This window comes from Pseudoalteromonas sp. PAR1, assembly GCF_947311895.1.
Taxonomy (GTDB): Bacteria; Pseudomonadota; Gammaproteobacteria; order Enterobacterales; family Alteromonadaceae; genus Pseudoalteromonas; species Pseudoalteromonas lipolytica_C.
Genome location: NZ_CAMZMY010000031.1, coordinates 22,139 through 42,972, shown reverse-complemented (window position 1 = coordinate 42,972; position 20,834 = coordinate 22,139). Strand labels below are relative to the sequence as shown.

The window sequence follows — 20,834 nt, the reverse complement described above, 5'->3', positions numbered from 1 at the left end:
AAAGCCGAATATATGGCAGCAATGAACTTTGAAATTCTATCAATTACTGTCTTGCAATCGGAGATAGTCCATATATGGTATTAAATAAAAATCCGATATGCTGTCGCTCTATCGGATTTTGGTCCTGATCAAATGTAATTTGGGATTTATTACTTAGTGTAATTTCTTATAATCAACGACCCGTTGCTGTTGTACACCTAAGCCTTCAATGCCTAGGGTTACAACATCACCATCGTTCAAATAAATTGGCGGAGTTTGCCCTAAACCAACTCCCGGTGGAGTGCCTGTAGAGATAACATCGCCTGGTTGTAGGCTCATAAATTGGCTGAGATAGCTAACAATAAACGCAGGATCAAATACCATGGTTTTAGTATTACCATTTTGGAATTGGGTATCGTTTACTTTTAACCACATATCTAAATTAAGTGGATCAGCAATCTCATCTTTGGTTACTAGCCAAGGACCAAGTGGACCAAATGTGTCACAGCCTTTACCCTTATCCCATTGGCAGCCACGCTCTAGTTGAAAGTTACGCTCAGATACATCATTACAAACACAATAACCAGCTATGTAGTCATTGGCATTTTCAACATTGACATAGGAGGCGTGCTTACCAATGACGATGGCAAGTTCAACTTCCCAGTCTAATTTTTCGCTGTTTTTAGGTTTGATAATATTATCGTTAGGTCCACTGATGGCGCTGGTGGCTTTACTGAATACTTCAGGCTCATTTGGGATTGCCATGCCAGATTCTGCAGCATGATCTGCGTAGTTCAAACCAATGCAAATGAACTTACCAACGTTAGCAACGCATGCGCCGATTCTTACTGACTCATCTACAATAGGCAGTGATGTAAGGTCTAAGCGTTTTATTTTTTCTAGGCTCTCAACTGAAAGAGCGGCTCCATTAACATCATTAATAATGCCACTTAAGCAACGAATTTTACCGTCACCATCTATAATACCGGGTTTTTCTTGGCCTTCAGGGCCATATCTGAGTAGTTTCATAATGATTCTCTTTACTTCAGTTAATTATTAAGTGTGACGAAACCGCCATCAATCGGGAAATTACTGCCTGTTATAAATGCAGCGTCGTCTGAGCATAAGTAATCAACAAGTCCTGCGATTTCTTCAGGTTTACCCATGCGACCAATAGGTTGGCTTTTTGAGAGCTTTTCAAACATCTCAGCCTGATTATCTGGGTAGCTTTGTGCTAAAAAGTTATCAACAAAAGGGGTATGAACACGACCAGGGGCAATACAGTTACAACGAATACCGTATGATAAATAATCCTTTGCTACAGAGTAGGTCATAGTTAAAACGGCACCTTTAGTCATTGAATAGGCAAACCTATCGGCAATTCCTACGGATGAAGCAACAGATGCTAGGTTAATGATGACGCCGCTCTGTTTTTCTTTCATACTTGCAATGGCTGCATGCATACAGTTATAAACACCTTTAACATTGATGTTATAGAGTCTGTCTAAGTCTGACTCTGTGGTATTTTCGATATTGCCAATGTGGGCTATACCTGCATTGTTTATCAGAATATCAATGGCATAGTGTTTTTTTATAGTTGCAAACAACTCTGCAACTTGTTGATGGTTCGCTACATCCACTGCAAATGCTTGTGCAGATCCACCGTTTTCATTTATTTCTTGCATCACTGTGTTTGCAGCATCGATATTTAAATCAACAACAAGAATATGTATATTCCGTTTCGCTAAACGTAAACAGATACTTCGACCTATTCCGCTACCACCTCCTGTTACTAAGGCAATTTTTTTTGAGCTTTGCTGATTCATAATGTGTCCTTAAAAGGTGTGATTAGAGTAACTTATAAAAATTTCGCGCATTTTCTGACCATATCAACTGCCGTTCTGCTTTGGGCAATTCATTGATCAATGCCTGACTAATGTCATGCCACAAAGCATAACTGCCATTCATGTTGACAACAGGCCAATCACTTCCCCAAAGAATTCTTTTCGGACCAAACAATTGATAAATGAGCTGAAAATATTGACGATAAATAGCAACATCAACACAATCTGTTGCAGCTTGTGTCATTAGTCCTGAAAGCTTAATAGAAACATTTTCTAACTCTGCCAAGCAGGTTAACTGGCGTTGCCATTTCGTTGACATAGGTTTTGTTAAGTCAGGTTTAGCAAGGTGGTTAACTACAATATTTAATTGTGGATAGCGCTTTGCAATTGATGTTATCTGCTCAAGATGTATATCAAGTATAAGTGCATCAAATGTAAGGCTGTTGTTTGCTAAAAAATCAAAAATAGCAGCAAAATCGTCATTGAGTATCCAGTCAGGGTCGTCAATATCTTGCAACATTGGACGAATACCTTTGAAATAGGGATTTTTACTTAATGACGCTAAATGAGAAATGACATCGTTGGCTTGAAAATCAACCCAACCGACGACACCTGCTATGAAATCAGTTTTTTTAGCTAGCTCAAGCAAGAAGTATGTCTCATCTATTGAATCTGCTGCTTGAACCACAATTGTGCTCGTTATGCCATATAACTCTAATGCTGGAGCTAGTAATTCAGGCAAATAATCTTTATAGATACAAGTAAAGTCAGAAGTTAGCCAGTTATAGTCTCCTCGGCTTAATTGCCAAAAGTGTTGATGGCTATCTACTTTTTCTATTATTGAGCTAGATGTTGATTTCATAATTACGCTCATTACATCGGTACTGGGGCATTTTCAGCAAGTAACTGTTCAGATTTTAAATCTTGCCAAAATGCACAAGGGATCACTTCATTAAATAGCTGTACAGTTTTTGCAACTCGCTTTGCATTGCCAAGGCCTGGAATAACCGATGCAACTGCCGGGTGTGCAAGCGGAAATTGCAGTGCAGCAGCAGCGAGAGTGACATTATGGTCTAGACAAATTTGCTCAATTTTATCTACTTTTAAAATTACTTCTTTAGGGGCAGGGTTGTAGTTATAAAAGGGCGTTTTGTTAGTGCGAACGCCAGTTGCTAATATGCCCGAGTTGTAAGGACCACCGAGAATTATCGACGTAGCATTTGCAATGCATTGAGGAAGAAACTCGTTGACTGGTTCTTGTTCAAGTAATGAGTATCGGCCGGCTAATAAAAAACAATCAAACTGGCCAATATTCATGGCACGCTTACAAATTTCTACCTCGTTTACACCTAAACCAATCGCTTTGATTTGTCCGCTACTTTTAAGTTCATCAAGTGCTCTATAACCACCTTGCTCGAACTGCATAAAATAAAATGAATCTCTATCTCCATGAGTATCTCTACCAAGATCATGAACCAGAAGAATATCAATTTCAGCGAGCCCTAAACGTTGCTGACTATCCTCGAATGAGCGCATAATGCCATCGTAGCTGTAGCCATATTGAGCATCAAAAGGCATTGGAGTAGCAAAACCATGGCGAAGCTGCGTTACATCCGCTTTCGCGTCTGGTTTAATGAGTCTTCCAACTTTTGTGGATAATATATAATCCTGTTTTGGAAGTTCTCTTAGTGCATCTCCCACTCGACGTTCACTTAGTCCTGCACCATAACGCGGAGCTGTATCAAAATAGTTAATACCTATATCAATCGCAGATGATAAAGTGTTTTTAGCTTCTTCATCACTGACTGGTTGATATAAATTACCCATAGACGCAGCCCCAAAACCTAACGTTGATATATTTAGGTTTGTGTTACCAAGTTGACGAGTGTTGAAAACGTTTTTCATAATACTCCTACCATATTGTTCAGCTATTTAACTAGGAAGCTTGGTAAGTCCGTTACTTTTTCACAGCCTAATTGGTTCATTATCTGCGTTACCTGCATCATCAATGCATTAATGGTATGAATGCCTCCTTTATCACCTAATGCGCCAATGCCATATACAAAAGGTCTACCCAGAAAAGTAAAATCTGCTCCACTTGCTAGGGCACTCACAATATTAGTGCCGCTTCGTAAACCGCTATCCATAAATATCTTTATGTCTTTTGAATACTTAGATGCGATAGTTTGTAGTGGTTTTACTGGTGATTCACCTGCATCAAGTTGTCGACCACCATGATTAGAAATTACGACAGCATCAGCGCCAAGTTCTATAGCCGATTTCACATCTTGTTCACTAATTAATCCTTTTATTACTAATGGCCCTTGCCACATATCTCGTATAGGCTTTAGTCCCTCAATATCTACACGGCCCATAACCGTTTTATTCATAAATGCTGCAAGTTCATCAGTTGGCATGTCTTTAGGCATATAGGGTTTTAGGGTTTGCATTTCAGGCTTGCCGGCAAGCGCTGTTTCGTAAAACCAACGGGGTCTACTTAGCATTTGCATGATGTTTGAGAGTGTCATTTTAGGTGGCATCGCCAAACCATTGCGGATATCTCTTGGGCGATAGCCAAATGTTGGCACATCAACTGTGACAACCAATACAGGGTAGTGTGCTGCTTTTATGCGACTTAATAGATCTTTACGAATGCTCTCATCTGTTGGGTTGTATAATTGGAACCAAGCATGACCCTCAGACACTTCTGCAATACGCTCAAGGCTAGATGACGAAACAGTACTTAATACATAAGGGATATTTTTTTCAGCGGCAGCTTTAGCCAGTATCTCAGGCGCTTTTGGCCACATTAGGCCTTGCAAACCAACGGGTGCAATTCCAAAAGGAGCTGAGTAGGTGTGGCCAAATAGTTCAACGGATTGATCGCTGCCAGAAAAGGGCTTTAATAATGTACTACGCAATTGTACAGCATTGATCTCGTCTCGATTTCGCTGAACACTTCGCTCTTCCATACAGCCACCTTCAAGGTAATCAAATGCAAAGCGTGGTATGCGTTGTTTGGCTTTTTTCTTGAGGTCCGATATATCAGGGTATTTATGATTAAAGTAATTATTCATGATGATGTCCTCTGCTCACATTAATTCAAGCAAGCAGGTCCTATGCTGTCGAATGTTTTATAAGTTAACAAAAATTCCTGATGTCCCATTTGTTCAGATTTACTTTGTTCACCACTTGCAATGCGGACAATAAGATCAAAGATTTCATCTCCCACTTGCTCTACCGTTTTCTGACCTTCGATAATACTTCCAGCATTTATATCCATGTCATCACTTAAGTTTTTGTATGTTTCAGGGTTTGCGCAGATTTTAATTACTGGCGAAATAGCTGAACCAACAACGGAGCCACGACCGGTTGTAAATAATGTGATGTGGGCACCTGATGCAATCATTTCGATGATTTCTTGATTATCAGAAATGTTTGGAAATCCAAATTTAGGGTCTCCATCAGGGACTACATCCATCAAGAATAAGCCTTTTTTGTGGGGCTCTTCACCCGGTTTAATAATGCCATTAATTAACGAGCCACCTGACTTAGCATAAGCTCCCATTGATTTTTCTTCTTGTGTTGTTAAGCCACCCTCTGCATTACCCGGAGCAAAGCTGCCATAGCCCATTTTTGTGTAATATTTCTCAGCTTTTATGACACAAGATACAAGCTTGTCTGCAAGGTCTTTCGATTCGGCCCTTTGCGCCATTATTTGCTCGCAGCCCACAAGTTCGCCGGTTTCTTCAAAAATGCAGGTTGCATTTTGCGTAATTAAACGGTCGAAACACTTACCAACAGCAGGGTTTGCGCTGATACCACTGGTGCCATCTGAACCACCACAAATTGTGCCAATAACTAATTCATCAACTGTCATATCAACAACAGGGCATGAAGAAATTTGTTCTAGCATAGCCGCAGCTTCTTGAACCCCTTTATCAATGGTGTTTTTTGTTCCGCCATTATTTTGAATAACAAGCGTACTAACGGGGCGACCAGACTGACTGATAGCTTCACTTAAGTGTTCACGGTTGAACCCTTCACATCCCAAAGAAACGAGTAACACACCGCCAACATTAGGGTGGGTACACAGTTTAGTCATCATAGAAAGTGCATAATTGTTTGGATAGCAGCCAGGAAAGCCAATAAGTTGGATGTCTTGGTTATTTGACTTATTAACAATTGTTCTTGCCACATGGTGTGCACATTCAACTAAGTAGGCTACAACCACTGTGTTACGAATACCTTTTTTACCATTACTTCTTAAATAGCCCTGCATATTAATCTCCACTAACTGAGTGCCTAGTGTGGCTTGCTATATAGTCACTCTTCATATTGTGAAGGTGCACATGCTGTCCTTTTTCAATATCGTCAGTGGCAGATCCGATAGGCACACCGTATTTTAAAATTTGTTCGCCTTTTTGAATTGCACGGCAGGCAACTTTATGACCAACAGTGACATCTGTATTTAGCGTTAGATCATCATTTGCAATGGTGATCGCTTCACCAAGGTATGCAGCCTGACAACAAACAATGACGTTGTCTTGTTCATGCAGTAACACAAATTTATTTCCAGACATTCAATCCTCACAATTAAAGTTTGTTGGTACACTAGCAAATTATTTTAAGTATGAATTATTTTTTCATATTTAAAATATTTGTAATAATTAAACAAGTCAACATCTTTCTTTCGTCTCTAGCCACTGTCATTTGTTGCTACAGACAGAAACCTTTAAAAAAACAGTAAATAAGTAATTGTTTTTTATAGATATATATAAAATAATATTTTTCTTATATGAAATTTAATTGTATATATGAATTTATCGTGCAATCTTTTAAACATGAACTGTACTAAGCAGTTCGTATTAACAGCATCTAACTAAGAGCGTAATTAACAATGAACACATATCAATTAGGTACAAAAGATGGAGGGGAAACTGCACCATTAATCGCAACGGATATGCTGATACCTTTTATTCTGGTTGCAGCACTTTTTCCTCTTTGGGGCTTTGCAAATGACATTACCAACCCGCTGGTAAAAGCGTTCAAAGATATTTTTCTAATTTCAAATGCACAGAGTTCTCTTGTGCAATTTGCTTTTTACTTAGGGTATGGAGTGATGGCTATTCCTGCCGCATTGTATATTCGGCGCTATTCGTATAAATCTGGGATACTACTTGGACTTGGGCTATATGCACTGGGTGCATTACTATTTATTCCTGCCAGTTATTACATGGAATTTAATTATTTTTTGGCTTCTTTGTGTATTTTAACCTGTGGATTGGCACTCTTAGAGACAACTGCAAATCCTTATATTTTATCGATGGGAGATGAGCGGACAGCCACAAAGCGGTTAAATTTAGCGCAAGCATTCAACCCTGTTGGTTCGTTGATGGGCATGTTTGTTGCTTCAACTATGATTCTAAATAAGCTTGAAATAGAACAGTTTAGAGCTGAAGAAAAGTTACAACATCCAGAATATGCACATTGGCTCCCCGCAGTTGTTGATGAAAAGCTTACCGAAGCACTTTATACCTTTTCAAAAGAAGAACCATTTAATCATATGGCGATGCAGGCAGCTGATTTGGCGACAATACGCGACCCTTATGTGGTAATTGCGATGATTGTTATTGTCTTATTTTTTATCTATTTATTTTATCGCTTGCCTAATACACAGGCTGTTAAAGTAAATCAAAGTGACAATAGCGCGAAGGAGGTTTTTGTAAAACTTATTAAAAATAAGCGCTATGTTGAAGGTGTGATTGCTCAAGTTTTTTATGTTGGCGCACAAATTATGTGCTGGACTTTTATTATCCATTACGGGATGACTGAAGTAGGCTTAACCGCTTCTGAAGCGCAGAATTACAACATTGTTGCTATGTGTGTTTTTCTGGCCAGTCGCTTTATTTGTACGTTTTTACTTAATTGGGTTAATGCCGCATTACTGCTGATGATCTTTGCAATTGCTGCAGCGAGCTTGACGTTTGCTGTCATTTTTACTGGGGGCATGCTCGGATTGTATTGTCTTATTGCTGTTTCGGGGTGTATGTCTTTAATGTTCCCAACAATTTATGGTATCAGTTTAGGCGGTTTAAAAGCCGATGCAAGTATCGCATCCTCAGGCTTGGTTATGGCGATTGTCGGAGGAGCGCTAATGCCACCTCTACAGGGGCAGATGATTGATGCAGGGCCACTGATTAAGTCACTAAGTGCAGTACAAACCTCTTTTTTACTACCTTTAATTAGTTTTATGGTGATAGCTGTTTTTGCTTATCGCGTTATCTATATACATAAAACATCAGTGGAGAAATGAAATGCAATATTGCTTAACATTAGAGCTAGAAAACAACGATGATTTAATAGCCGAATATGAGAAATACCATGCCCCGGGAAATGTATGGCCTGAAGTTGTAGCGGCAATCAAAGAAGTGGGTATAACGAACATGGCGATTCATCGGCTAGGCACACAATTAATTATGATACTTGATACCAGCGATGATTTTAGTTTTGAACACAAAGCCAGATTCGATGCTCAAAATAGTAAAGTTCAAGAATGGGAAGCATTAATGGAAAAGTTTCAAAAGGTTGATACGTCATCCAGTAAATCTGCTAAGTGGAAGCTTGTTGAGCGGATTTTTTCACTGGATGAACAAATAGCAGCTTATTAAATGGGTATGGCGCTTTTTCTCATAAATGAAACTAATGTATACTTTTGTTATCTGAGGAAATTTTATAACTAGTCTCAAAAACTAGTGAGTTATATTAAGGTGAATATCAGTGGAAAAAGAAACGGATTCTAAATCACGGAAAAAAGTGTATTCAGCTCCTGCGCTTGAAAAAGGATTGGATTTGCTTGAATTGCTGTCAAGTGAAGTGGACGGTCTCAATATCACAGATATCACAGCACGACTCGATCGTTCGGTCGGCGAGTTGTTTAGAATGTTGGCGGTATTAGAGCAACGTGGCTATATTGAAACGCCAGCGGGAAGTGATAGGCATAGATTAACCTTAAAGCTTTTTGGGCTAGCCAATCGGTTTCCACCTATTAAGCGTTTAACATCGCTAGCTAACCCTTTGATGCACAGATTATCTTATACCATAGAGCAATCTTGCCATTTAGTGATTTACTACGAAGGTAAAGGTCATGTTGTAGTGCAGCAAGATTCACCTTCGGCGCGTATCTTTAGCGTTAGACTTGGCGCTGAAGCACCCTTAGTAAATACCTGTTCAGGGCATTTATTGTTGGCGTTTTCTGAACGAGAAAAGCGTGATTTAATGCTAAGTCGTGTGCCAAGTGACCACCCACAAGCAAATTCTGAACAACTCGAGGATATAATCAATCGCGTTAAAAGTCAGGGTTATGAGAGTGTAATTAGTGCGCAAGCTCATGGAGTAAATGATATTGGTTATCCGGTGTTTGATGCCACAGGTCAAATCGCAGCGGCATTAGTTGTGCCATTTATTGATTTCACTGACGGCTCTCATACAACTGATATGGCAATGATCCACGAAAATATGCAGGTAACAGCTTCAGAGTTGTCGAAGTTATTAGGGTATGAGTGATCCCAATTATCAAATTAGAATATTTAGAATTGGTACGACTGAGTGGATTCGAACCACCGAGCTTTGGAGCGGGCGATCAAGAGTGGTAGTGCGCTAACTAGCTGAGCTTTGAGATATTGTAAATTAGTAAATTAGTAAATTAGTAAATTTAGAATTGGTACGACCGAGTGGATTCGAACCACCGACCCCCACCATGTCAAGGTAGTGCTCTAACCAACTGAGCTACGGTCGTACAGAAGTGTCAAAATCAAGAGTGGTACAACCGAGTGGATTCGAACCACCGACCTTTGGACCGGGCCATTAAGAGTGGTAGTGCTCTTTCCTTTGGTTATACCTAAATCGTGGTACAACCGAGTGGATTCGAACCACCGACCCCTACCATGTCAAGGTAGTGCTCTAACCAACTGAGCTACGGTTGTATTTTGATTTAAAAAGTTGTCAGCTTGGCTAAACAACGGAGGCTAATATATAGCGACTGCTTGTGTGAATCAAGCAGCTTTAGCTATTTTTATGTTAAGTGCTGGTTTTTTACTCATAACGGACTAATTTCGCACGCTCGATAAAAACCTTGCCACCAAGTTACATGGCTTTTAGCAGAGCGCTTAAGATTACGTAAAATTGCCTCATTACTTTCGCTATCTACTAATGGGCTCATTTCAGTGTCACGCCATATTTGATGATAAAGTGGTTGTAGGGTTTCTAATCTTCCCACCAAGAATGATTGATAAGGTTGTAACTGCTCCAAATAAAACTTTTTAAACACATTACTTAGCGTTTGTGCTTTTTGTTTATTCTTGTTGGCAGGACAGAGTTCATCATTTGTGTACTGCATAAGCAGCTCTGTTAATTGTTGATTGTAATGTGTTTGGGCTCGAGCCGCCGAAATTAACAGCTTGTTGTATTTAAAACGGTTTAACACTTCAAGTTGGCTGATGATTTTATCGGGCTCCATATCGTTTATTTTGCTGGTAGTAATTTGATTGTTTAATTTAGCAATCTGCTCCAATGCGCTCACGGTTTCGCTAAAACCTGACGTATTTTCATCAATATAAGTCGAACTTAGCTGCCAGCTTTGTTTAAACTCGGTTTCGTTGAACAGCATAGCTTTAAAGTAGTTGGCTAAATTTGCTTGTTTTGTTGCTGCGGTGAGTTTTATTTTTTCAAAAAGTTCATCTTGTTCATCAATGCTTTCTAAGCATTTATTTGCGCTTTGTATAAACTTAATTTGATAACTCAAAACATTAGCGGGTGTTGCCGTTTTGCCAAGCTGATTATTGTGCTCAGCAATCAGAGTTGCAAGTTTACACTGACGTAGCTGGGCAAGTTCAAGCATGCCGATCGTTGCTTTGTCTTCATCGTCATAAGCGAAGTGCTTAACAGTTAGCATACTTGGTTTAGATAGCTTAAAACCTTCGTTTTTAAGCACGTTATTTAGTCTTTGCGCATAGGTGTGATTTACATCACCAGAAGAGGGTGTGCAGGCAATAAGTGCCACACACACTAGAGCAATAATAGAGTTTAGAAGGCTATTGGTTTTGCAAAAATGGTGCATGTTTAAATCGCCTATGAACAGTGAACATCAACATAATTGCTGCGGCACTTAACCCCACAATAATGCCTATCCAAAAGCCATGAGGGCCCATTGCTGGAACAATTAAATCTGTACGAGCAAGTACGAATCCAAGCGCAAATCCGATCAGCCAATATGAAACAAATGTTATGTAGCCAATAGGGGCTGTGTGCTTTAATCCGCGTAAAATGCCGTTAGCTGAGACCTGTAAAGCGTCTGGCAATTGGTAGATGCAAGCCAATACCATAATTGAAGAGGCAAGTGCTAATACCTCAGGATTATCTGAATACAATTGGCTGATGATATCACGAGCAAAAAAAGTAATACTGGCTAGCATAAATGCAATTACAGCTGCCAGAATATAGCTAGTTCTTACTGCATTTCTTAATTGCTCAAAATGCTGCTGACCAAATAAATTGCCAATACGTATACTTATCGCAATTGAGAGACTTAGTGGCATCATAAATAGCAAGGTGGTAACACTGGCTGCAATCTGATGGCCAGCGACTGCGACAGCACCTAAATGAGCTATAAATAAAGGAATACAAGCAAATAAGGTTACTTCAAAAAAGGTAGCAAGTGAGATAGGAATACCTACTTTGGTAATGATCCACATTGTTGAGAATTTTGGTAATGCAAAATTAGCGAGGAGTTCTTTAGCATTCACTTTTTTACTGAAATGACAGTAAATGACTTGAGTTAGTGCCATAGAAGTAAATACAAGTGCTGTGGCTATACCGCATCCGGCACCACCGTAGGCATCAAACCCTAATTTACCGTGGATAAATACATAGTTTGCAGGAACATTTACAGCTAAACCGATTAGACTGATATAGAAGGCTGGCTTTGTCATACCCATACCCTCAGTAATATTGCGATACACGCTAAATAGCAAAAAGCCCAGCATTCCCCATTTAACAAAGTAAATATATTGCTCAGCCAGAGATGTAATCGCAGCGCTGGTGTCCAGTTGATTTAATACGCTATCAGCAAAACCTGCCACTAAGACACCTATGAAACTAAGTATCAGTGCTAAATATAAGCCTTGTTGAAAATAATGACTAATTCCTTGTTTATCATTTGAACCTGAAAATTGCGCAATAATTCCTGTAAGCGCAAGTAAAATTCCTTGAAGGGCAAGCATTAATGGGTTCCAGATACCAGTTGCAATTGATAAAGCAGCTAAGTCAGTTGCGCTTACTTGACCTGCCATTACTGTATCAACCACAGTCATTAAAATAAGTGTAACTTGCGCCAAAAACACAGGGATGGCTAAAGAAATTAAGCGCTTGGCTTCCCAACTACAAAAAAGCATAAAAAACACACAACTAAAAAAACAGACAAACATTGTAATCTATTCATAGATCAATAAAAATCGCAGTTATCTATTTAGTGAAGAAAAGAAGTGTTGCTATGTTTACCGGAATTGTACAAACCCAAGCTATTGTAAAAAAAGCGATTCACGAAGGTGGAATTTTACGACTCACTTTACAGGTAGCTAATGACTATGCTGCTAACTTAACTTTGGGGGCGAGTATTGCTATTAATGGCTGTTGTTTGACAGTCGTGAGTTTTGAAAAACAATCAGCAGAGTTCAGTTTTATTGATTTTGATGTAATAGATGAAACACTAAGACTAACTAATTTAGGTGCATTAACTGAGCATGACACAGTAAATTTTGAGCGTTCAGTTACCTTTGGCACAGAATTAGGAGGGCATATTGTTTCTGGTCATATTCATTGTATGGCAGAAATTATTGCAATTAATCATGATCAAAATAATTGTAAAATGCACTTATCACTAGCAGCTGATTGGCAAAAATACGTACTCTACAAAGGTTTTGTTAGTGTTAATGGCGCAAGTTTGACCGTTGGCGAAGTTGATGAACAGGGCTTTTGGTTGCACCTAATCCCAGAAACACTCGCAATCACAAATTTAGATAAGTACAGTGTTGGTGATAAGCTTAATATCGAAGTTGATCAACAAACCTATACCATTATAAACACCGTAGAAAATTACCTATCCCAACAAGAACATAGCAAACGAGCAAATTAAAAAATTTGCTCGTCGTCGCTGTCAACGAAAAGTTCTAGTTTGTTGTGTGCGTAATCAATATGCATATTTAAGTGGATCGGGTTACAGCATGCGCTGCAATCTTCGTAGTAATCCTGGTCACCGTCGCTTGCATCAAGAGCAACATGTATATGGTGGCCACAATGAGGGCATGAAATACGTTGTGTGAAATGTTCTTTCATCAGCTTTTACCTTAATCAGGCATGCCTGAGTTCGTTAAATTGCAATCAGAATTAAACCTTAACCCATGAAAAATGAATCTAGATTTAATCAGATTGGTATAACTTACTAACCGCTAAACAAGCGGCTAGCACCTGTATCTGAACGCGTTATAAGTAAACTATAGCCACGATTAACGGTTTATGACATTCGTTTTACAACGATTTTAATGTTATTTAAGGAGTAATTCGATTTGTTGTTTTGCTTCAGTAAGATAGTGTCCTGCAAAAATGTTTGCATGGTTAAGAACAGGGTAAAGTTGATAGATGAGTTTTCGTTGCTCATATCCAGATTGTAATGGGTATAAGGCATTGTATGCCTCGTAAAAGGCTTCTGGCAGTGGAGCAAATAATTCGCTCATTGCGATATCACATTCCCGATCACCATAATAACAAGCTGGATCGAAAATACTGGGTACGGTGTTATAAAACCCCATATTTCTTCGCCAAAAATCACCATGGAGTAGAGATGGTTCCACTACATGGCTATGCAGTGCATCTTTAATAAAGGCGATGAACATTTCTTGGTTTACTAACTCAATGCCTTTTTCTTGTAACAATTGCAGTTGCCAGCCTATTCGTTCCTCTGCAAAAAAAACATCCCACTTTCTGTGCCATCGATTGGGCTGAACAGTTGGACCTAAAAAGTTATCATTATCAAAACCAAACATGGCTTGAGTATGTTTTTGATGAAGCATGGCTAAATGTTCACCCATTTGATACCAATTTGAATGTGGTTGCTTATCAAGTTCTAACCATTCTAGAACGATGAATGAATACTCAATGTTACAACCTGTAGTGATGCAATCGGGTATCATAAATAAACTCTCTTGCGTGAGCAGCTCTAAATTAAAAGCTTCACATTCGAGTCGCTCTAAATCACTTAAGTGAGCTACCTTAACAAAGAAGTGGTGTAGATCATCACCAATATGGAAGTATTTATCGTTATTGGGTGATTGTAACTGGCGTTTAAAAGTATGCTTAAACTCAAAATGCATCGCTTGGCTTATCTGCTCATTCACCGAATTCCACATAATTCTGTTCACCTTTTAACCATATAATTAAACTATGGCAAAAAGACGGTGAATTAACAAACCCATGGCGTTAATATTATTAAAGTTTAGTAATTAATTTACGAGGATTCAGATGAATAAAAGTCTCATCACTAATTTAGTGGCAGTTGCCTTAGTATTAGTCGGATTTTTATTTGATCAAACAGTTGTCTTAACGGTTGGTTTATTTGCCTTATCTGGGGCTGTAACAAACTGGCTTGCAATTCATATGCTGTTTGAAAAAGTCCCTTTTCTTTACGGAACAGGTGTCATTACTCTTAAATTTGCCTCTTTTAAAGTTGCTATACGTAACTTAGTTATGACCGAGTTTTTTGCAGAAGAGAAAATTGATCAAGTCATGGCTTTAGCGAAACCTAATATTGATCTTGAGCCAGTTATTAGTGAAGTTAATTTAAGTCCGGCTTATGATTCTTTAATTGAGGTCATTGAAAACTCACAATTTGGTGGCATGCTGTCTATGTTTGGTGGCCGAGATGCGTTAGAGCCTATGCGTGAACCTTTCATTGAAAAAATGAAAGCGGCGGTGATTGATATATCAAAGAGCGACGAATTTAAAACGATTCTTGATGAAAAGCTATTTGCCAACTCTCATCTAGGTGGGTCATTACATGGTACAGTTGAGCGTTTAGTTGATGAGCGTTTAAATGAACTTACGCCAACTATGGTAAAAGATATTATTCAAACCATGATCAAAGAACATTTAGGTTGGTTAGTGATCTGGGGCGGGGTGTTTGGCGGCTTATTTGGTCTTATCGCTGCGTTAATATAATAGGGGTAGGGTGTGTAGCAGGCCGGTATCGGCCTACTACTTATAATTCATCATAATTATTTAGAACCAGCAATAACAATGACTGTATCGTCAGATACTTTAGCAATATCTTGGATACTGGTTTTTGTTGTTGTTTCAAAATTTAAATAACTTGCTGATTTATTAAACCCATAGGTGCTAGCAAACTTTTCAGTGCTCATTTCATTACACTGTAGCTTTTCTGTCATAACCCGTTTGCTTAAGCGTAAATCACGCATTGTGTTTATTACGTTTAATGGTTTGTTCGAAGCAATTGCCATACACGCTTGAGTACCAACATTGTCATCTGCTGCTACAAATTGTGCGGCGTTTGTTTCTGTTGCTACTAATGAAGAACCTAAAATTAATGCTGTACCGAGTGCTGTTGTTAACGTATTCATCTTTCTCTCCAGTTGTTTGTCCATGTGACACGTCATATGTGCTACCTCGCTTTGGATACTGCACACTTCCTATTTGCTGGGCACAGTTAAAGTATGCGCTAACCGAGAGTAATTGCTGTTAATGAAAATCGACAAGTTGTAAGTAAGTATGTAGATGTGAACAACAAAAAATAACCGCTTGATAAGGTATATTTTTAAGTGTGAACTTTGACACAATTCGAGAAATATTTTTCTATTTTTATTATTAAAAAATCTTTATTGGCTAGTATTAAAGGTTTGGTTTTTACGTAATGGTTACATTTACGTTTTAACTCTACATTTTTTAGTCGCGCTATTTAAAGTATAAGGAGTACCAGTGGCCACGAAATTAGCAGGCTATTATCAACAAGCTTATGCATCTGAATCAAAACATTTTAATCAATGCTTCTATTGCGGTTGTGAAGCCACTGAGCGAGATTTTTGCCCACCACTACATATGCTACAAAGCATTATAGATTTAGGTGAAGACGCAGAATTTATATCTATTCCAGCATGTTATGAATGTTTTGCGTTACTACATAACGAACGGATACTGACCATTGATGGGCGAGTGACAAAGCTTAAAAAGAAACTTTCAGCAAAATACGCTAAAGCGTTGAGAATTTATCACATGTGGCATGAAAGTGAGCTTCACGATATGAGTGATGAATTTGTACATAGCATTAAAGCAGGTATGAAGTTAGGTGCAGAGGCTGCAGAGCGGCTTGCGTTTCAAGGTTATAGTTATGCAACAGAAGAGGCCAGTGTAACTATTCGTCAGAAGCGTGCCGAATTTGATGTGCAAGGCAAAGTCTTTTATGACTTTAAAGACGCGCTAAATTACTGCATTAACGATTTGAACGTAGACAGAACAGAATTCTATAAGCTGGTGGTTGAAGATTATAACGGTGATTTTAATCGTGCTTTAAGCCAATATCGCCATCGCCACGAGAAGGTAACAGCAGCAAACGATGCTGATTCACTGATTAAAAGTTTTGCGAAGCAGCATAAACAAAATTCAGACTTTGTAACTCGCACTGTGAAGCATTTTATTAACAAAGATCCGAGTTTAACTACCGAAGGTGCTTTAGAGCAGCTATATAACAATTACATTAAAAAATAGAGCAAAACAAAACAGGTAATTCGTCCCAATAAACTGCTACTTGCCTCGTTTGTTCGCATTGAAATTAACATTTGGTTAAGGTGGTTCAATAATAAAAAGGAGAAACAACATAATGCAAAAATTTGCTCCATCCGTATTGGTCATGGCGCTTGGTGTCGCGTTAGCGGGATGCCAAGACAATGGCCCTCAAGATCCAAAAGTAACTATAAATAAAAACCCATACCCAAGCACCTATAAGCCTCTTGCATCACAAAGCACATTGATCACAAATGCAACAGTACTAACTGGCACAGGTGAGCGCTTAGATGATGCAGATGTTTTCTTTGTTGATGGCAAAGTACAGCAAGTTGGTAAAGATTTATCAGTTCAAGCTGATAAAACGATTGATGCACAAGGCAAATGGGTAACACCAGGTATTATTGATGTGCATTCACATTTAGGTGCATATCCAACACCATCGGTGGCATCTCACCAAGATGGTAACGAAATGACAAGCCCTGTTACAGCTGAAGTGTGGGTTGAACACTCTGTCTGGCCACAGGACCCAGGTTTTAATCGTGCTCGTGAAGGGGGCATTACGTCTTTACAAATTCTACCCGGTTCTGCAAACCTGATTGGTGGTCGTGGCGTAACGCTTAAAAATATTCCTTCTCATACGATGCAAGGGATGAAGTTTCCTGATGCACCATATGGTTTAAAAATGGCATGTGGTGAAAACCCAAAACGTGTTTATGGTAGTAAAGGTGTTTTACCATCAACGCGTATGGGTAATATGGCCGGCTATCGTACAGCTTGGATAGAAGCAGCAGAATATAAGCGTCAATGGGAAAAATACGAGAGCGATTATGCTGCAGGTAAAAACCCCGAAGTACCGCATCGTGATATCAAGCTTGATACCTTAGCGGGTGTTCTTGATGGCGAGATACTCATTCATAACCACTGCTACAAGGCAGAGGAAATGGCTATGATGATCGATCTTGGTAAAGAATTTGGCTATCACTCAGGTACATTCCATCATGGTGTTGAAGCTTATAAGATTGCTGATCTATTAGCTGAAAATGGCAACTGTGCAGCACTTTGGCCAGATTGGTGGGGCTTTAAAATGGAAGCCTACGACATGGTTCAAGAGAACGTAGCAATTGTTGATGCAGTTAAAAATTCATGTGCAGTGGTTCACTCAGATTCCGACACAACAATTCAGCGTCTAAACCAAGAAGCAGGGAAAGTTATGTACCGCGCCAATGATGTTGGTTATAACATTTCTGAACAACATGCAATCAAGTGGATCACATCAAACGCTGCGAAATCACTAGGCATTGATGACAAAACAGGTTCACTAGAAGCGGGTAAACAAGCTGATGTGGTTATTTGGAATCAAAACCCATTCAGTGTTTATGCGAAAGCTGAACAAGTGTTTATTGATGGTGCCAAAGTTTATGATCGTAATGATGATAAATATCAAGCACAAAGCGATTTCATGCTAGGTCAAAAATAGGAGTAACATTGATGACAAAATTAACTCAATCATTAAAACTGTCTCTCGTTGCTGCTAGCCTGGTCTCGGCAACTGCGAGTGCTGCATCTGTAGCGATTGTTAATGCAACACTGCACACGTCAACAGAACAAGGCGTTCTAGAAGGCGCGAGCGTAGTTATTGACGAAGGTAAAATTGTTGCAATCAACCCTGCATCTATTGATGCTGATACAACCATTGATGCAAAAGGTCAAATTGTAACCGCTGGTTTTATTGGCACAATGAATCAATTAGGTTTAGTGGAAGTGGGTGCTGTTGCAGGCTCGCGTGATGGTGGGGATGATAAAGCAGGGATTGATTTCGATCCTAGCCTTGCATTTAACCCGCGTAGTAGCTTAATTCCTTATGCACGTAAAGGCGGCATTACTCAGGATCTAATCGTACCAAACGGTGGTGAAAGTATCTTTGCAGGTCTTGCCTCTGTTGTTGATTTATCTGGTAGCTTTGACAGCGTAAATAAAAAGCAAGTTGCACTTGTTGTTCACTTAGGTGAAAAGAGCAAAGGTTCCCGTGCTATGTCGATGAAAACACTTATCGACAAGTTAGAAGGTCAAAAGTCAGCCAAAAAGGATGACAAAAAAGACGACAAAAAAGAGCCTTCGACTGAACAAAAAGTGTTAGATGCAGTGCTAGCTGGCGAAATGCCTCTTATTGCAAGCGTGCAGCGCGCATCAGACATCTATGAACTTGTTAAGTTAAAACAAAGCTATGGCATTAATTTAGTGATTCATGGTGGTGATGATGCGGTTGTTGTGGCTGATACGCTAGCTAAAGCTAATGTACCTGTGATCATCAGTTCAATGGCTAACTTACCGGGTAGCTTTGATTCATTACATGCAAACCTTGCTAACGCAGGTAAGCTTGAAAAAGCCGGTGTAAAAGTCATTATTGGTGTAGCGGGCGATTCTAGCCACAATGTATACCAGTTACGCTTTGATGCGGGTAATGCTGTATCTTATGGTATGAGCCAGCAAGGTGCACTAAGCGCTGTTACAAGTAACATTGCTGATGTATTTGGTTTAAACTCAGGCGCAATTGCGACGGGTAAACGTGCCAACCTTGTAATGTGGTCTGCAGATCCATTTGAGCTTAATTCACACGTCAGTAAAATGTGGATCAACGGTGAAGAGGTTTCAACCGAAGCGCGTCAAGATAAACTACGTGAACGTTATACAACTGATTCAGCGATGCCACGTGCTTATACAAAATAAGCGCACGAGCACTTAGAGAAAAGGCCGCGATTGCGGCCTTTTTTGTATTTAAAGTGTTTATATTACCAAGTTTACAAGCTTATAGAGGCTTAGCCCGAATATCAGCAATAATACAGGCACAATCACCAGATTAACTAACATCGAGTTGGTATGCTCTTTCATTACAGATTTTTGATTCACTAACCAAACAAGGTAACAAGTAACAATAGGTAATAATAAACCATTGGCAGCTTGCGCGAAGATGATCACCGCAACAGGATCAAGCCCTAGCGATGCGACAAAAGCACCAAAAAGCAAAATAACAATAGCGACAAGCTTAAACCGTGTATCGCTCATTTGTGTTGACCAGCCAAGCATACCACATACCGCATAAGCACCAGCGAGTGGGGCGGTGATGGCACTTGTAAGGCCTGCGGCACACAAACCGATAGCAAAGAAATAATGAGCCATACCCCCAAGCAGAGGCTCAAGTTGCACGGCCATATTAGCAGCTGATATTTTACCTGCGTCAGTCCCGTAAAATGCCACTGAGGCCGTTGATAAAATGGCTAATGTGATTATGCCACCTAAAGTAATCGAAATACCGGTATCAAGATTCGTTTCTTTAATAACTTTATCGATGTCTTGTGAGCTATCGTGTTTTTCGGCAAGTACCCCTGAATGTAAAAACAGGTTATAGGGCACAATAGTTGTGCCTATCAAGGCAAGCACCGTAGTAATTGAATCATCAGGTAGACTAGGTATAAAACCCTTCATAACTTGGCCAAGAGGCGGTGCCGCCATCACCAGCGTTGAGATAAACACCAAGCTCATTAAAACTACTAAAACAATCAGTGCAGTTTCAATTACTTTATGTTTACCTGTGTATAATAATGCAGCACTTAATAGTGCAATAAGAGGTGTCCAGATCAATGGGTTTATTGATGGGATAATTTCTTGTAACCCCATACTTGCACCAGTCAAATTTCCCGCCTCGTAAGCTGCACTGCCAATACCAATCGCACTGATCACTAAGATCGCAGCAAGGACTTTAAAGATCGGTGTTTGAATAGTGGTTCTAAGTGCAGTTGCTAAATCTTTCCCAGTAGCCACACCAAGACGAGCAGCCATTGATTGCAACAAAATAGTCGCTATAACAGAGAATAATAACGTCCAAATAAGAGCAAAGCCAAAATTAGCACCTGCAACACTTGCAGTGGTGATTGTACCTGGGCCAATAAAAGCGGCGGTGACAAGAAGTCCGGGACCTAAACGCATGACAAAACCTTTTATTATTATTTTTAGTGCATTAACAGTTTAAACAAAGCAGATCTTAAGGGTATAGAGAGTATTTGCAAGGGTAAAGTAAATAGATGAGTTGTTTAGCGTTAGTGTGTTGAACTTATAACTAATCCACACTGTAATTTTTATACACTTTACGTAGTAATGGCACAGCAT

At 39.4% G+C, this 20,834-nt stretch carries 21 protein-coding genes and 2 tRNA genes; 8 read left to right on the top strand and 15 right to left on the bottom strand.

Annotated features, from left to right (window positions below; all coding sequences use genetic code 11):
- Positions 1 to 153: 153 nt before the first annotated feature.
- From QL229_RS18945 to QL229_RS18915, 7 genes are read right to left on the bottom strand one after another with little or no spacing between them, the layout of a single operon-like run.
- Positions 154 to 1,008, bottom strand: a complete 855-nt coding sequence (locus QL229_RS18945) for a fumarylacetoacetate hydrolase family protein (RefSeq protein WP_138558457.1) — start codon at positions 1,006 to 1,008, stop codon at positions 154 to 156.
- Positions 1,009 to 1,028: 20 nt separating this feature from the next.
- Positions 1,029 to 1,805 (bottom strand): glucose 1-dehydrogenase, encoded by a 777-nt coding sequence (locus tag QL229_RS18940; RefSeq protein WP_138558458.1) that lies wholly within the window; start codon positions 1,803 to 1,805, stop codon positions 1,029 to 1,031.
- 22 nt (positions 1,806 to 1,827) lie between these two features.
- The gene (locus QL229_RS18935; protein WP_171040456.1) at positions 1,828 to 2,685 is read right to left on the bottom strand and encodes an amidohydrolase family protein; all 858 of its coding nucleotides are present in this window, start codon (positions 2,683 to 2,685) and stop codon (positions 1,828 to 1,830) included.
- An 11-nt stretch (positions 2,686 to 2,696) separates the two neighbouring features.
- Positions 2,697 to 3,728 (bottom strand): aldo/keto reductase, encoded by a 1,032-nt coding sequence (locus tag QL229_RS18930; protein ID WP_281547313.1) that lies wholly within the window; start codon positions 3,726 to 3,728, stop codon positions 2,697 to 2,699.
- A gap of 23 nt (positions 3,729 to 3,751) precedes the next feature.
- Positions 3,752 to 4,900: an alpha-hydroxy acid oxidase gene (locus tag QL229_RS18925; protein ID WP_281547312.1), complete on the bottom strand. Its 1,149-nt coding sequence runs from the start codon at positions 4,898 to 4,900 to the stop codon at positions 3,752 to 3,754.
- A gap of 20 nt (positions 4,901 to 4,920) precedes the next feature.
- The gene (locus tag QL229_RS18920) at positions 4,921 to 6,105 is read right to left on the bottom strand and encodes a UxaA family hydrolase (RefSeq protein ID WP_138558462.1); all 1,185 of its coding nucleotides are present in this window, start codon (positions 6,103 to 6,105) and stop codon (positions 4,921 to 4,923) included.
- Position 6,106: 1 nt separating this feature from the next.
- Entirely contained in the window at positions 6,107 to 6,406 is a 300-nt protein-coding gene (locus tag QL229_RS18915; RefSeq protein ID WP_138558463.1) for a UxaA family hydrolase, read from the bottom strand.
- Between the two features lie 317 nt (positions 6,407 to 6,723).
- Here QL229_RS18915 and fucP point away from each other — a divergent pair, with 317 nt between their 5' ends.
- From fucP to QL229_RS18900, 3 genes are all read left to right on the top strand, one after another.
- The gene (fucP, locus tag QL229_RS18910) at positions 6,724 to 8,139 is read left to right on the top strand and encodes an L-fucose:H+ symporter permease (protein ID WP_138558464.1); all 1,416 of its coding nucleotides are present in this window, start codon (positions 6,724 to 6,726) and stop codon (positions 8,137 to 8,139) included.
- Between the two features lies 1 nt (position 8,140).
- Complete coding sequence (locus QL229_RS18905; RefSeq protein ID WP_138558465.1) at positions 8,141 to 8,494, top strand: L-rhamnose mutarotase; 354 nt, start codon at positions 8,141 to 8,143, stop codon at positions 8,492 to 8,494.
- Between the two features lie 109 nt (positions 8,495 to 8,603).
- The gene (locus QL229_RS18900; RefSeq protein ID WP_249930250.1) at positions 8,604 to 9,389 is read left to right on the top strand and encodes an IclR family transcriptional regulator C-terminal domain-containing protein; all 786 of its coding nucleotides are present in this window, start codon (positions 8,604 to 8,606) and stop codon (positions 9,387 to 9,389) included.
- Between the two features lie 155 nt (positions 9,390 to 9,544).
- Here QL229_RS18900 and QL229_RS18895 read toward each other — a convergent pair.
- The 4 genes from QL229_RS18895 to QL229_RS18880 form a co-directional block, all read right to left on the bottom strand.
- Positions 9,545 to 9,621, bottom strand: a tRNA-Val gene (locus QL229_RS18895).
- 110 nt (positions 9,622 to 9,731) lie between these two features.
- A tRNA-Val gene (locus tag QL229_RS18890) sits at positions 9,732 to 9,808 on the bottom strand.
- 113 nt (positions 9,809 to 9,921) lie between these two features.
- Positions 9,922 to 10,941, bottom strand: a complete 1,020-nt coding sequence (locus QL229_RS18885) for a DUF3080 family protein (RefSeq protein ID WP_138556869.1) — start codon at positions 10,939 to 10,941, stop codon at positions 9,922 to 9,924.
- The gene (locus QL229_RS18880) at positions 10,916 to 12,274 is read right to left on the bottom strand and encodes an MATE family efflux transporter (protein ID WP_138556870.1); all 1,359 of its coding nucleotides are present in this window, start codon (positions 12,272 to 12,274) and stop codon (positions 10,916 to 10,918) included. The genes QL229_RS18885 and QL229_RS18880 overlap by 26 nt, the downstream gene beginning before the upstream one ends.
- Positions 12,275 to 12,372: 98 nt before the next feature.
- Here QL229_RS18880 and QL229_RS18875 point away from each other — a divergent pair, with 98 nt between their 5' ends.
- Complete coding sequence (locus QL229_RS18875) at positions 12,373 to 13,014, top strand: riboflavin synthase subunit alpha (RefSeq protein ID WP_135924366.1); 642 nt, start codon at positions 12,373 to 12,375, stop codon at positions 13,012 to 13,014.
- Here the strand turns inward: QL229_RS18875 and QL229_RS18870 are convergent.
- Both QL229_RS18870 and QL229_RS18865 read right to left on the bottom strand, forming a co-directional pair.
- On the bottom strand, positions 13,011 to 13,214 hold the full coding sequence (locus QL229_RS18870; protein WP_135924367.1) for a CPXCG motif-containing cysteine-rich protein: 204 nt from the start codon (positions 13,212 to 13,214) through the stop codon (positions 13,011 to 13,013). The two genes, QL229_RS18875 and QL229_RS18870, sit on opposite strands and share 4 nt — an antisense overlap.
- Before the next feature lie 209 nt (positions 13,215 to 13,423).
- Positions 13,424 to 14,284 carry a fructosamine kinase family protein gene (locus QL229_RS18865; protein WP_138556871.1) on the bottom strand — a complete coding sequence of 287 codons (861 nt, stop codon included), beginning with the start codon at positions 14,282 to 14,284 and terminating at the stop codon, positions 13,424 to 13,426.
- Between the two features lie 112 nt (positions 14,285 to 14,396).
- Here QL229_RS18865 and QL229_RS18860 point away from each other — a divergent pair, with 112 nt between their 5' ends.
- On the top strand, positions 14,397 to 15,092 hold the full coding sequence (locus tag QL229_RS18860) for a DUF445 domain-containing protein (protein WP_138556872.1): 696 nt from the start codon (positions 14,397 to 14,399) through the stop codon (positions 15,090 to 15,092).
- 56 nt (positions 15,093 to 15,148) lie between these two features.
- On the opposite strand, the gene QL229_RS18855 is transcribed toward QL229_RS18860, so the two are convergent.
- The gene (locus tag QL229_RS18855; protein ID WP_135924370.1) at positions 15,149 to 15,511 is read right to left on the bottom strand and encodes a DUF3718 domain-containing protein; all 363 of its coding nucleotides are present in this window, start codon (positions 15,509 to 15,511) and stop codon (positions 15,149 to 15,151) included.
- Between the two features lie 355 nt (positions 15,512 to 15,866).
- Between QL229_RS18855 and QL229_RS18850 the strand changes: the two genes are divergently transcribed.
- From QL229_RS18850 to QL229_RS18840, 3 genes are all read left to right on the top strand, one after another.
- Positions 15,867 to 16,652, top strand: a complete 786-nt coding sequence (locus tag QL229_RS18850; protein ID WP_135924371.1) for a hypothetical protein — start codon at positions 15,867 to 15,869, stop codon at positions 16,650 to 16,652.
- Positions 16,653 to 16,764: 112 nt separating this feature from the next.
- Complete coding sequence (locus QL229_RS18845) at positions 16,765 to 18,147, top strand: amidohydrolase (protein ID WP_135924372.1); 1,383 nt, start codon at positions 16,765 to 16,767, stop codon at positions 18,145 to 18,147.
- Between the two features lie 11 nt (positions 18,148 to 18,158).
- On the top strand, positions 18,159 to 19,397 hold the full coding sequence (locus QL229_RS18840) for an amidohydrolase family protein (RefSeq protein WP_135924373.1): 1,239 nt from the start codon (positions 18,159 to 18,161) through the stop codon (positions 19,395 to 19,397).
- A 57-nt stretch (positions 19,398 to 19,454) separates the two neighbouring features.
- Here the strand turns inward: QL229_RS18840 and QL229_RS18835 are convergent, their stop codons facing one another.
- On the bottom strand, positions 19,455 to 20,654 hold the full coding sequence (locus QL229_RS18835; RefSeq protein WP_135924374.1) for an Nramp family divalent metal transporter: 1,200 nt from the start codon (positions 20,652 to 20,654) through the stop codon (positions 19,455 to 19,457).
- Between the last annotated feature and the right edge of the window lie 180 nt (positions 20,655 to 20,834).

Coding starts and splice junctions, on each gene's coding strand:
- QL229_RS18945 (WP_138558457.1), bottom strand. CDS start 1,008: ATGAAACTACTCAGATATGGCCCTGAAGGCCAAGAAAAACCCGGTATT.
- QL229_RS18940 (WP_138558458.1), bottom strand. CDS start 1,805: ATGAATCAGCAAAGCTCAAAAAAAATTGCCTTAGTAACAGGAGGTGGT.
- QL229_RS18935 (WP_171040456.1), bottom strand. CDS start 2,685: ATGAAATCAACATCTAGCTCAATAATAGAAAAAGTAGATAGCCATCAA.
- QL229_RS18930 (WP_281547313.1), bottom strand. CDS start 3,728: ATGAAAAACGTTTTCAACACTCGTCAACTTGGTAACACAAACCTAAAT.
- QL229_RS18925 (WP_281547312.1), bottom strand. CDS start 4,900: ATGAATAATTACTTTAATCATAAATACCCTGATATATCGGACCTCAAG.
- QL229_RS18920 (WP_138558462.1), bottom strand. CDS start 6,105: ATGCAGGGCTATTTAAGAAGTAATGGTAAAAAAGGTATTCGTAACACA.
- QL229_RS18915 (WP_138558463.1), bottom strand. CDS start 6,406: ATGTCTGGAAATAAATTTGTGTTACTGCATGAACAAGACAACGTCATT.
- fucP (WP_138558464.1), top strand. CDS start 6,724: ATGAACACATATCAATTAGGTACAAAAGATGGAGGGGAAACTGCACCA.
- QL229_RS18905 (WP_138558465.1), top strand. CDS start 8,141: ATGCAATATTGCTTAACATTAGAGCTAGAAAACAACGATGATTTAATA.
- QL229_RS18885 (WP_138556869.1), bottom strand. CDS start 10,941: ATGCACCATTTTTGCAAAACCAATAGCCTTCTAAACTCTATTATTGCT.
- QL229_RS18880 (WP_138556870.1), bottom strand. CDS start 12,274: ATGCTTTTTTGTAGTTGGGAAGCCAAGCGCTTAATTTCTTTAGCCATC.
- QL229_RS18875 (WP_135924366.1), top strand. CDS start 12,373: ATGTTTACCGGAATTGTACAAACCCAAGCTATTGTAAAAAAAGCGATT.
- QL229_RS18870 (WP_135924367.1), bottom strand. CDS start 13,214: ATGAAAGAACATTTCACACAACGTATTTCATGCCCTCATTGTGGCCAC.
- QL229_RS18865 (WP_138556871.1), bottom strand. CDS start 14,284: ATGTGGAATTCGGTGAATGAGCAGATAAGCCAAGCGATGCATTTTGAG.
- QL229_RS18860 (WP_138556872.1), top strand. CDS start 14,397: ATGAATAAAAGTCTCATCACTAATTTAGTGGCAGTTGCCTTAGTATTA.
- QL229_RS18855 (WP_135924370.1), bottom strand. CDS start 15,511: ATGAATACGTTAACAACAGCACTCGGTACAGCATTAATTTTAGGTTCT.
- QL229_RS18845 (WP_135924372.1), top strand. CDS start 16,765: ATGCAAAAATTTGCTCCATCCGTATTGGTCATGGCGCTTGGTGTCGCG.
- QL229_RS18840 (WP_135924373.1), top strand. CDS start 18,159: ATGACAAAATTAACTCAATCATTAAAACTGTCTCTCGTTGCTGCTAGC.
- QL229_RS18835 (WP_135924374.1), bottom strand. CDS start 20,654: ATGCGTTTAGGTCCCGGACTTCTTGTCACCGCCGCTTTTATTGGCCCA.